This is a genomic window from Hymenobacter sp. 15J16-1T3B (assembly GCF_020711235.1).
GTDB lineage: Bacteria > Bacteroidota > Bacteroidia > Cytophagales > Hymenobacteraceae > Solirubrum.
This window is the reverse complement of record NZ_JAJFAV010000004.1, coordinates 274485-285091: the sequence shown is the minus strand read 5'-3', so window position 1 is coordinate 285091 and position 10607 is coordinate 274485. Positions and strand designations below refer to the sequence as shown.

10 protein-coding genes and 1 tRNA gene are annotated in these 10607 nt (G+C 62.2%); 2 read left to right on the top strand and 9 right to left on the bottom strand.

The annotated features are described in order from the left end of the window. Nucleotides 1-12: 12 nt before the first annotated feature. The gene (locus tag LJ737_RS09240) at nt 13-423 is read left to right on the top strand and encodes a hypothetical protein (RefSeq protein WP_227764943.1); all 411 of its coding nucleotides are present in this window, start codon (nt 13-15) and stop codon (nt 421-423) included. A gap of 73 nt (nt 424-496) precedes the next feature. Here the strand turns inward: LJ737_RS09240 and LJ737_RS09235 are convergent. Further along, a tRNA-Cys gene (locus LJ737_RS09235) sits at nt 497-570 on the bottom strand. A 187-nt stretch (nt 571-757) separates the two neighbouring features. Continuing rightward, nucleotides 758-2797 carry a 30S ribosomal protein S1 gene (rpsA, locus tag LJ737_RS09230; protein WP_227764940.1) on the bottom strand — a complete coding sequence of 680 codons (2040 nt, stop codon included), beginning with the start codon at nt 2795-2797 and terminating at the stop codon, nt 758-760. 181 nt (nt 2798-2978) lie between these two features. On the opposite strand from rpsA, the gene LJ737_RS09225 reads away from it, so the two are divergent. Then, a complete protein-coding gene (locus LJ737_RS09225; RefSeq protein ID WP_227764938.1) occupies nt 2979-3518 on the top strand; it encodes a hypothetical protein in 540 nt (179 codons plus the stop codon). 491 nt (nt 3519-4009) lie between these two features. Here the strand turns inward: LJ737_RS09225 and LJ737_RS09220 are convergent, their stop codons facing one another. The 7 genes from LJ737_RS09220 to leuC form a co-directional block, all read right to left on the bottom strand. Beyond that, a complete protein-coding gene (locus LJ737_RS09220; RefSeq protein WP_227764935.1) occupies nt 4010-4588 on the bottom strand; it encodes a cupin domain-containing protein in 579 nt (192 codons plus the stop codon). 80 nt (nt 4589-4668) lie between these two features. Next, nucleotides 4669-5478, bottom strand: coding sequence for a helix-turn-helix transcriptional regulator (locus LJ737_RS09215; protein WP_227764933.1), 810 nt, complete (start codon nt 5476-5478; stop codon nt 4669-4671). A 143-nt stretch (nt 5479-5621) separates the two neighbouring features. Further along, nucleotides 5622-6689: a fatty acid desaturase family protein gene (locus LJ737_RS09210; RefSeq protein WP_227764930.1), complete on the bottom strand. Its 1068-nt coding sequence runs from the start codon at nt 6687-6689 to the stop codon at nt 5622-5624. Nucleotides 6690-7016: 327 nt separating this feature from the next. Continuing rightward, nucleotides 7017-7277 (bottom strand): hypothetical protein, encoded by a 261-nt coding sequence (locus tag LJ737_RS09205; protein ID WP_227764929.1) that lies wholly within the window; start codon nt 7275-7277, stop codon nt 7017-7019. A 141-nt stretch (nt 7278-7418) separates the two neighbouring features. Beyond that, nucleotides 7419-8540, bottom strand: coding sequence for a 3-isopropylmalate dehydrogenase (gene leuB / locus LJ737_RS09200; RefSeq protein WP_227764927.1), 1122 nt, complete (start codon nt 8538-8540; stop codon nt 7419-7421). After that, the gene (leuD, locus tag LJ737_RS09195) at nt 8528-9124 is read right to left on the bottom strand and encodes a 3-isopropylmalate dehydratase small subunit (RefSeq protein ID WP_227764925.1); all 597 of its coding nucleotides are present in this window, start codon (nt 9122-9124) and stop codon (nt 8528-8530) included. The genes leuB and leuD overlap by 13 nt, the downstream gene beginning before the upstream one ends. 3 nt (nt 9125-9127) lie before the next feature. After that, nucleotides 9128-10567, bottom strand: a complete 1440-nt coding sequence (leuC, locus tag LJ737_RS09190; RefSeq protein WP_262907872.1) for a 3-isopropylmalate dehydratase large subunit — start codon at nt 10565-10567, stop codon at nt 9128-9130. Nucleotides 10568-10607 lie beyond the last annotated feature (40 nt).

Here is a 10607-nt window from a genome sequence, read left to right as displayed (position 1 = left end):
CTCGCTTACCCGATGCCCACCACACCCGCTTCCGTTTACTTTCACAACAGCCTAGCCACCGTCTCGTACCACGCCAACGGCTACGTGTGCCTGCAGTGGACCGATGTACCCATCGAAGAAGAGGCTTTGCGCGCCCTGTACGCGCACACGCTTCACGCCCTGCAGCATTACCACACCGGCAAGCTGCTCACCGACCAGCGCCGCCGCCAGCCGCTGCCCGCCGACGCCCAGCGCTGGATTGCCGAGCACTGGATTCCGGCCGCCATCAGCACGGCGGGCTACACCCGCTGCGCCATCGTGGAAAGCGAGTTGCCCGGGGCGGCCGTGGCGGCCCGGGCGGTGGGCAGCGCCCTGCAGAGCCCCCTCGCCTTCCATTACTTCACCGATGCCGTGCCGGCCGCCGAGTGGCTCACGGCGCAGTAGACTACTGCCGACAACTTCCCCAACTGCCCAACATGAAAAAGCCCCCGCAGTAGCTGCTGCGGGGGCTTTTCAGTGGAGGTGACGAGCGGATTCGAACCGCTGTAGGAGGTTTTGCAGACCTCTACCTAGCCACTCGGTCACGTCACCATAGTGGTCCTTAGGGCCGCAAACATACGGCATCTTGCGCGTTTCCCAAACTAAAACGCCCGGTTTTGCCCGCGGCGCGGGTAAGCCGTTGGTTTCGTGCGGGAAAAAATGAGCCCCAGGACCACAAAAAAGCCCCCGACCTCGCGGCCGGGGGCTTCTTCTAGCCTACGCAAGGCAGACGCAGCAATTACGCGTTGTCTTTCTTGTCGTCAGCGTTTTCGTCCGACGAGCCCAGGTGCTTCACGGTGTCGATAACGTCACCGGCAACTTCCTTGGCTTTGTCAACGACGGCCGAAGCGGCGTCGGCGATGGTGCTCAGCAGACCACCTTCAGCGGGAGCAGCTTCCTCGGCGGGAGCGGCTTCAGCTTTGGCCGGCTTGGCGGCGGGGGTGCTCAGCTTCTGCTCAGCGGCCTCACGCTCGTTGCCCATCATCCGGTCACGCAGGGCGCTCAGCGCGTCCAGGTCACCCAGGGTCGACTTCTCGGCTTTCTTCAGGTCAGCAGCTTTGCCTTCACCTTGGGCCGAAGCACCAGCGTTGCCGCCGGCGGGCTTCTTCTTGGTGAACTTGGCCATGCGGCTGTCTTCTTCCTGCTGGCCGGCACCGTAGGTAGCGGTGTGCGACAGCACGATGCGACGGTCGTCCTTCGAGAATTCCACTACGCGGAAGTCCAGCGACTCACCAACTTCCGGCGACGAGCCGTCGGCTTTGGCCAGCGACTTGGGGTATGCGAAGCCTTCGATGCCGTAGGGCAGCTCGAGCACCGCACCGCGGTCGGTTTTCTCGGTGATGGTCGCCTTGTGGGTCGAGCCGGGGGTAAACACCGTCTGGAAGGTATCCCATGGGTTTTCTTCCAGCTGCTTGTGGCCCAGGGCCAGACGACGGTTGGCTACGTCCAGTTCGAGCACTACCACGTCCAGACGGTCGCCCACCTTCACCATTTCGGAGGGGTGCTTCACCTTCTTGGTCCACGACAGGTCCGATACGTGCACGAGGCCGTCTACGCCTTCTTCCAGTTCTACGAACAGGCCGAAGTTGGTCAGGTTGCGCACCAGACCGTTGTGCTTGGTGCCCACAGCGTACTTCGAACCGAAGTCAGCGCGGGTCCAGGGGTCTTCGGTCAGCTGCTTGATGCCCAGGCTCATCTTACGGTCTTCGCGGTCGAGGGTCAGGATCTGAGCCTCTACTACGTCGCCCTGCTTGATGAAGTCCTGCGGGTTGCGCAGGTGCTGGCTCCACGACATTTCCGATACGTGGATCAGGCCCTCAACGCCGGGTACAATCTCCATGAACGCGCCGTAGTCGGCTACGTTCACGATGCGACCCTGCACTTTGGAGCCGGGCTGCAGGTCTTGCGGCAGCGAATCCCACGGGTGCGGGGTCAGCTGCTTCAGGCCCAGCGAGATACGCTTCTTGGCTTCGTCGAAGTCCAGCACTACCACGTTCAGCTTCTGGTCGAGCTGCAGTACCTCGCTCGGGTGAGCGATGCGGCCCCACGAGATGTCGGTGATGTGCAGCAGGCCGTCCACGCCGCCGAGGTCGATGAACACGCCGAAGTTGGTCATGTTCTTGATAACGCCCTCGAGAATCTGGCCTTTCTCCAGGTTGTTGAGGATGGCTTCGCGCTGCTTCTCCAGGTCCTTCTCGATGAGGACTTTGTGCGAAACAACCACGTTGTCGAAAGCGGCGTTGATTTTCACCACTTTCACTTCCATGCGACGACCCACGTAGATGTCGAAGTCGCGGATGGGCTTCACGTCGATCTGCGAGCCGGGCAGGAAGGCTTCTACGCCGTCCAGCTCCATGATCAGACCGCCTTTGGTGCGACGCTTAACCACACCTTCCAGGATGGTGTCGTTCTCCAGGGCGTCGTAGATGGCCTTCCAAGCCTGCTTGATCTTCGCTTTCTTGCGCGAGAGGATCAGCTGGCCGTTGGCATCTTCCTGGTCTTCGATGAAGACTTCTACTTCATCACCGGGCTTCAGCTCGGCCAGGTCGCGGAATTCCGAGCGCGGAACCAGACCGTCCGATTTGAAACCGATGTTCACGATTACGTCGCGGTCATTGACCGAAACGACCGTGCCTTTCACAACCTGCTCCTCCTCGACGGTGGTCAGGGTGCCGGCGTACATTTCTTCGAGACGGGCGCGCTCCTCTTTCGAGTAGATGCCACCGAAGCTGTTGGCTCCGACGTTGTCCCAATCGAAGTTGTCTACTACTTCTGCCATGATATTGCAGTTGGCCCTGATGTACACGTCCGGCGCAGGGCCCGCCTCCGGAACGCGTTTTTTATTGATTACCAGCGCCGAAGCGCCGTTCCGCCACCTTGGCGGGCCGCAAAGATACGGATTTTGAGCGAGGAATAAATACCCTTACGTTTGGCAATCAACGACCTATCCGATTGCTCTCATGCGATTTTTCGCCACCAAACACGACTTACTACCATTCATTATTGATGTAGAATCTAGGCTAGCCGTTCGATACTGTGCAACAGGCCTTTTTGACACCTCGGATGTACTTTATTATTCCTCGCTTGCTCTCGTCCCAGAGTTAGGCATTGCTGAACAAGTGTCTGCTCAGTCCCCAAACTATCTTGTTCTAGCCTCCAATAGCACTATTCAAACGCGGGCCATCCCTCAACGCAAAGGCAGCGTTAACTATGCTATTGATCAGCTAATTAATCCAGACACAATCACTATTCGTCCTGGAGGCATCTTCAGAGCCGAGGTACTTATTGAAGGCACAATCGGTACAGCATCAAAATCGAAGTATGCCTTGTCAACATACAAGTTCTTTCGCCGGACCCTGACGAAGCATTTTAAGAAGCTAGAATTCGGCTGCTATATAGGCTCCGAAGCCGAATCGTTTTTAAAGCAAGGCTGGCGGTTAGTTCAAAGCGAGCTTCAGCCAAAGGAGTACGATCAAAAAGCAAAAGGAGCCTCTGACTAGCAATTAGAATCTCCTTTTGCTTTAGTTTTTGGTTTCTACGCCTGTCCCATCTTTCGCAGGAGCAACATGCGGTAAGGCACCGCCGGGTATGTACGCGAGAATTCACAGACCTTACGCCCCACTCCTAGCACACCTGCTTAATGTTCTTTAGTGCCGGTTAGTGCGTCAAACTCACTCCAGCAGGCCGCTTAGCAGCGTGCTTGCCATACCAGCGGTAAGCAGCCAAAACAATTGACTTAGCAGGGCTTGCTGACGCAGCAGTTTGCTCGCCTGCGGGGAGCAGCCCGGCTCACCATTCGCAGAAAAGCCGACTCGGTATTCGGCTGGCCGGTTCGGGAGACGGCGCAAACTGATTAGTAACTGGCCTAGATTAAAAACGGTGGGTGACATCATGCAGCAGGTAAAAAAGCAGAAACGATCAAGCAACAGACGCTTTTATCAGCCAGGGCCGACGCGTTAAACGTCGGCCTCGACACCAGCAGAATTACATACTAAGCCAGCACCGGCGCTGGCGCATGCTTGAACTTCCGGTACTTACCCAGCAGCTTGCCCACCCGGTACGTGGCGGGGATAATAACGCGCTTGACGAAGGTGGGCAGGGTCGGCAGGTCGTATTCGCTGGCGTAGCGCATCATCAGGTAGGCGGCGTCGAATTGCTCCGGTTCGGGCTTGCCGGACTTCAGCTGCGCGTCGTACACGGCGGAGAGGAAGTACACGAGGGTGTTGGCGGGCTTCACCCAGCCACGGCAATTCATGGTGTCGTCGCCGGCATTCCAGAAGCGGTGGGGCACGCCGCGCTTGAACACGACGGTTTCGCCTTCCCGGGCAAGCTGCGCGGGCTGGCCCAGAATCTGGTAGCCCATCAGGCCTTTAACCACGGTGAGGGCTTCGTCTTGCAACCAGTGCGTGTGCATGAGCGGGCCGTGGCCGGGTGCCACGGCGTTTTCGACGATGAGCCGGTCGCCGTCGGGCTCGGGCTCCACGCGCACGAAGGTGAGTTGCTCGCCCAGGCCGTTGTCGATGGTGTGGGGCAAGGTCGGGTTCGGGGAGGTGGGCAGGTTGGTTTTCATAGCCGTTGTGGGGTTGGTTGATGTACCACAAAGGTCTGCGCCGGCCCGCCCGGCAACTTGTACGTAACGGACATTCGCCCCTACCCCACGTCGGCAAACAGGTGGCCGGGCAGGTGGCTTTTGCGGCGGCGGTACTCCCGGGGCGCAAGGCAGGCGAAGCCACGGAACGTTTTGCTGAAGTGCGCCTGGTCGGTGAACTGGCAGGCGTGGGCAATTTCCGTCAGCGTCAGCTCCGTGGTGTGCATCAGCTCGACGGCGCGGCGGTATTTCTGGTAGAGCAGGGTTTGCTCGGCGTTCATGCCCGTCAAAGCCTGCAGCTTGCGCGTGAGGTGCCGGGGCGAGTAGCAGAGCTGGTCGGCCAGGGCGGGCACGGTGAGGTCGGGCGCGGCGCCGCGGTTGAGGTAGTCGTTGAGAAACCGTTCCTGGGCCGTGGGCTCGGGCCGCAGCGGCAGCAGCCAGCGCTGCACCAGGGCCACGCGCTCGGCGAAGCCGGGGTGCTCCAGCAACTGGTGCCAGAGGTCGAGCAGCGGGGCGTGCACCAGCGTCAAGTCCAGGCACTGGTTGACAAAGTCGGTGGCTTCGACCCGGAAAATGCGGGCGGCGGCGCTGGGGTGCAGCACCACGCCGAACAAGCTGTGCTGCCGGGGCATCCAGGTCTGCACCGGCACGGAGTTGAAACCGCTCAGAAAGCAGCGCGGCAGTTGAAACGCCTGCGTTTCGATCTGGGCCGTTACCGGTTCCCGGTCGTTGAGGTTGAAGATGATTTCGACCAGCCCCTTCGGAATAATGGTTTCGTGCGCCCGCGTCGGGGCCGTACGTTCCATTTGCCAGCACTGGCGCAGCACGTCGTGCAGAGGCGAGTCGGGCGGGGTGTGGTAAGCTTGCTCCATGACGGGCGGCCGTGAGGGTTATACAAAATAACCCAAATCCTCCTTTGCTGGCTACCATTCGCACCCACATAAGCATGTGAGCCGGCAACAAAAACGGCCGACGCAAGCGCCGGCCGTTTCGTAGGAGGTTGTCGGGAGCCGCCTTACGCGGCGCGGCCCATCTGGCGCAGGAACAACACGTGCGACAGGACGGCCGAGCGCATGCGCGGGAATTCGTTGTAAGCCACGTCGAACTCCTGGCACACCTGCTTGATGATTTTGTTGATGGCCGGGTAGTGCACGTGCGAAATCTTCGGGAACAGGTGGTGCTCCACCTGGAAGTTCAGCCCGCCGACCAGCCAGCTGATGACGCGGCTGTTGGTGGCGAAGTTGGCCGTGGTCTTGATCTGGTGAATGGCCCATTCGTCGTCCATCTTGAGCGAGGCTTCGTTGGGCATGGGAAAGGCGGTGTGCTCCACGGTGTGGGCCAGCTGAAACACCAAGCTCAGCACAAAGCCCGCCACGCAGGTAATGGTGAGGAAGCCCACCAGCCAGGGCAGGAAGCCGAGCGTGTAAATGGGCAGGGCTACGTAGAGCCCGAAGTTGAGCACCTTAAAGCCCCAGAACACCAGATGGTCGCTCAGGGCCATTTTCTTCAGCTCCACCGTCCCGATTTTGCGCTTGAAGTACTTCTGGTAGTCCATCACGAAAATCCACGACAGGTAGAGCATGCAGTAGAGAAACCAGAAGTACAGGTGCTGGAAACGGTGCAGGCGGTAGCGTTTCTGGGTGCTGCTCAGGCGCATCCAAGGCTGCACGTCGATGTCGTCGTCGATGCCGTCGATGTTGGTGTAAGCGTGGTGCACCACGTTGTGCTTCATGTTCCACATGAAGGACGAGCCGCCGAGCACGTTCAGGGTAAAGGCGGCGAAGTGGTTCAGCCACTTGTGGCGCGAGAAGGAGCCGTGGGCCCCGTCGTGCATCACGTTGAAGCCGATGGCGGCAATAAAGCCGCCGAGCAGCACCGCTTCGAGCAAGGCCACGGCCACGGGCGGGGTGAAGAACACCAGGTGTACGTACAACGCCACAAACCCCGCGAGCAGCAGCACCGCTTTGGAAAGCAGGCCGGTACTACCGGCCGTAGAGGTGCCAGTGGCTTCGAAGTGGAGGCTGATTCTGCGTTTTAGTTCGGCATGAAAAGAACGGGAGGCGGCGAATTTGGGGAGTGACATTCGGGCAAGGGTGATGCGCCCCGGCTGCCTGCATCCGCAGGCACCGAAGCCGAGCCGAAGAACCCCTCCGACGATAGGTCGCAGCTCCAGCGGCAGCGTTTCTGCCGCGAGTTACGCTTATTCCAACGGCGCACTAGCTGGTCTGGTTCAGGCGCTCCGGCCCGCCGCGGCGCGCTGGCCCGAAAAGCGGCTAACCCAGCCGGTGGGCCAGCTTTATACTGGAAAACTATTTTTTGGCGTCATCCCACCAAATACAACCCATCCGGGCAAAATACCGCGCAGGCAGCGGCGCCGGTGCTCAGCGGGGCCCTACGCGGCTGGTTCGGACTAGCCTTCGTCCACGGTGGTGGTATGCGCTACTGCCAGCCCGGCGGCTTGCAGGGCCGCTTTGATAACGGGCCAGTCCGGCTCGGCACCCGTAGCCGAGGCCACCACCGCCTCGCCCGGGGCCACGCGGTCGACGAGCAGCTGGTGCTGCTGCAGCACTTCGCGCGCTTTCACCACGCTGGCGTCGTCGGTCATGGCGGGCAGGGCGAGGCGGTAACGGACGAGCTGGTTGTTATTGGCCGTGGAGTCGGGAGTGTTCATGGCGGGGCAGGCAGGTGAACGTAGAGTTACGCAGCAATTCGCCCGCAGGGTTAGCGCCGAGCTAGGCGGCGAAACGCAAAACCGCCGCCGGACGCCCGTTACCACGACGGGCGCCCGGCGGCGGTCAGCTTTCAAATTCGGTCAGATAATCGTGCTCAGCCCCACGCCGATGTTTTCCAGGTACAGCGGCGACTCGTCGTGCGCGGCCACCTGGGCGGCAATGTAGCTGCCGACCTGGGCGGTGCCGCTGGGCTGGTCGGCGTTCAGCTCGGGGGTGAGCACGCCCTGGGTCAGTGCCTGCTGCACGGCGGCTTTCACGGCCTCGGCTTCCTCCAGCAGCCCGAAGTGCTCCAGCATCAGGGCCACCGAGAGGATGGCGGCAATGGGGTTGGCAATGCCCTTACCGGCCGCCTGCGGGTAGGAGCCGTGAATGGGCTCGAACAGGGCCACCGTGCTGCCCACCGAAGCCGAGGGCAGCAACCCCAGGGAGCCGGCAATAACCGAGGCTTCGTCGCTGATGATGTCGCCGAACATGTTTTCGGTCAGGATGACGTCGAACTGCCGCGGGTTCAGAATCACCTGCATGGCCGCGTTGTCGACGAAGAGGTAGTCGACCTGCACCGTGGGGTACGCGGGGGCCAGCTGCTGCACCACCTCGCGCCAGAGCCGGGACGTTTCCAGCACGTTGGCCTTGTCGACCAGGGTAAGCTGGCGGCGGCGCGTTGCGGCGGACTGAAATGCCAAGTGCGCTATCCGCTCGATTTCGGCCTGCGAATACGTGCAGTGGTCGTAGGCCGCGCCGTCATCCGTGCGTCCTTTTTCGCCGAAGTAGATGCCGCCGGTCAGCTCGCGGAAGATGAGCAGGTCAGTGCCCTGGATGCGTTCGGGCCGCAGCGGGGAGTGCGCCAGCAGCACGTCGTAGGCCGTCACGGGGCGGATGTTGGCAAACAAGCCCAGCGCCTTGCGCAGGCGCAGCAGCCCTTGCTCGGGGCGCACCGGGGCGGCCGGGTTGTGGTCGTATTTCGGGTCGCCGATGGCGCCGAGCAGCACCGCGTCGGCCCGGAAGCAGGCCTGCAGCGTGGCTTCGGGCAGCGGGTTGCCGGTGGCGTCGATGGCGCAGGCGCCCATCAGTTGGTGGTCGTAGTCAAACGCGTGGCCGAAACGCTCCGCCACGGCGTCGAGCACCTTGATGGCTTCGCGGCAGACTTCGGGGCCGATGCCGTCGCCGGCCAGCACGGTGATTTTCTTGCTCAGTATGCCCATACCCGTTGCTGTTCGTAGGCCGCAATGGCCGCTTGTTGGTTGACCAGGAAATCGATGTCGTCGTAGCCGTGGAGCAGGCACTCTTTCTTGTAGGGGTCGATGTCGAAGGCAATGTTTTCCTCCCACACCGGCACGAACAGCACCTGCCGGGCCAGATCAACGATGAAGCCGGTGCCGGGCTCCCGCTCCACCTCGGCCAGCAGCCGTTGCAGCACCGCCTCGGACACCTGCAGCGGCAACAGGCCGTTGTTCAGGGCGTTGCCGCGGAAGATGTCGGCGAAGTAGCTGCTGATGACCACCCGGAAACCCGCGTCGTACAGGGCCCAGGCGGCATGCTCCCGCGAGGAGCCGCAGCCGAAATTTTTGCCCGCCAGCAGGATCTGACCCGCGTAGCGCGGGTTGTTCAGCACGAAATCGGGCCGGGGCTGCCCGTCGGGCTGGTAGCGCCAGTCGCGGAATAGATTCTCGCCGAAGCCTTCCCGCGAGGTAGCTTTCAGAAAGCGGGCCGGAATAATCTGGTCGGTATCGACGTTTTCGGCCGGCAGCGGCACGGCGCCGGAGCGCAGAATTGCAAACTTTTCCATGAGCTAGGCGCTGACGGCCACTGTGCCGGCCGGTTCGGTGCGGGAAATGATTTCGAGCAGGGCCGCTACGTCGACCAAGCGGCCCTCGACGGCGGTAATGGCCGCCACCAGCGGGCTGGCCAGCAGGGTGCGGGCGCCCGGGCCCTGGCGGCCTTCGAAGTTGCGGTTGGAAGTCGACACGCAGTAGGCGCCGGCCGGTATCTTGTCCTCGTTCATGGCCAGGCAGGCGCTGCAGCCCGGTTCGCGCAGTTCGAAGCCCGCCGCGGCCAGTACTTGGTCGAGGCCTTCGGCGCGGGCCTGCTGCTCCACGGCCTTGGAGCCGGGCACGATGATGGCCTCCACGTGCGGGGCCTTCTGCCGGCCGCGCACGTAGGCCGCCACGGTGCGCAAATCCTCGATGCGGGAGTTGGTGCAGCTGCCGATGAACACGTGGCTGATTTGCTTGCCCAGCAGCGACTCGCCGGGCTGAAAACCCATGTACTGCAGCGCCTTGTGAAAGCCCGCCGTTTCGCCCTCCGCCACCGTCAGCGGAATGGGCGTACGCAACGCCAGGCCCATGCCGGGGTTGGTGCCGTAGGTTATCATCGGCTCGATGTCGGCCGCGTCGTAGCGCACCTCGGCGTCGAATTCGGCTTCCTCGTCGGTGTAAAGCGTCTGCCAATAGGCCAGGGCCTGGGGCCACCGCTCGGCCTGCGGGGCGTAGGGCCGGCCCTGCAGGTAGGCGAAGGTGGTTTGATCGGGGGCAATCAGGCCGCCGCGGGCCCCCATTTCGATGCTCATGTTGCATACGGTCATGCGCCCTTCCATGCTCAGGCTGCGCACCGCCTCGCCGGCGTATTCCACGAAGTAGCCGGTGGCCCCGCCGGTGCCGAGCTGGGCAATGATGTAGAGAATCAGATCCTTGGCCGTCACGCCGGGGCGCAGCTGGCCGTCGACGGTGATGCGCATGCGCCGGGGCCGGCTCAAGAGCAGGCACTGCGAGGCCATGACCTGCGCCACCTGGCTGGTGCCGATGCCGAAGGCAATGGCCCCGAAGGCGCCGTGGGTGGAGGTGTGCGAGTCGCCGCACACGATGCTCATGCCCGGCTGCGTAAGGCCCAGCTCCGGCCCGATGACGTGCACGATGCCCTGGCGCTGGTGGCCCAGCCCAAACAGCTCCACCCCGTACTTCTGGCAGTTTTCGGTGAGCTTATCCACCTGCGAGCGGGACAGCGGGTCCGCAATGGGCAAGTGCTGATTGCGGGTCGGCACGTTGTGGTCGGCCGTCGCCACCATCTGCGCCCGCCGAAACAGCGGCAGCCCGCGCGCGCCTAGCTCGTCGAAGGCCTGCGGGCTGGTGACTTCGTGGATGAGGTGCCGGTCGATGTAGAACACGTCCTGGCCGCCCGCAATGGAGCTGACCACGTGTGCGTCCCAGATTTTGTCGAAGAGAGTGTTGGCCATAATAGGCGGGGTGGGAATTGGGCTATGCGACTAATTCGAC

Bases quoted from the DNA above. Each gene is read 5' to 3' on its own strand.
- LJ737_RS09225 (WP_227764938.1), top strand. From the start codon at position 2,979: ATGCGATTTTTCGCCACCAAACACGACTTACTACCATTCATTATTGAT.
- LJ737_RS09210 (WP_227764930.1), bottom strand. From the start codon at position 6,689: ATGTCACTCCCCAAATTCGCCGCCTCCCGTTCTTTTCATGCCGAACTA.
- LJ737_RS09205 (WP_227764929.1), bottom strand. From the start codon at position 7,277: ATGAACACTCCCGACTCCACGGCCAATAACAACCAGCTCGTCCGTTAC.
- LJ737_RS09240 (WP_227764943.1), top strand. From the start codon at position 13: ATGCCCACCACACCCGCTTCCGTTTACTTTCACAACAGCCTAGCCACC.
- LJ737_RS09215 (WP_227764933.1), bottom strand. From the start codon at position 5,478: ATGGAGCAAGCTTACCACACCCCGCCCGACTCGCCTCTGCACGACGTG.
- leuB (WP_227764927.1), bottom strand. From the start codon at position 8,540: ATGGGCATACTGAGCAAGAAAATCACCGTGCTGGCCGGCGACGGCATC.
- LJ737_RS09220 (WP_227764935.1), bottom strand. From the start codon at position 4,588: ATGAAAACCAACCTGCCCACCTCCCCGAACCCGACCTTGCCCCACACC.
- leuD (WP_227764925.1), bottom strand. From the start codon at position 9,124: ATGGAAAAGTTTGCAATTCTGCGCTCCGGCGCCGTGCCGCTGCCGGCC.
- rpsA (WP_227764940.1), bottom strand. From the start codon at position 2,797: ATGGCAGAAGTAGTAGACAACTTCGATTGGGACAACGTCGGAGCCAAC.
- leuC (WP_262907872.1), bottom strand. From the start codon at position 10,567: ATGGCCAACACTCTCTTCGACAAAATCTGGGACGCACACGTGGTCAGC.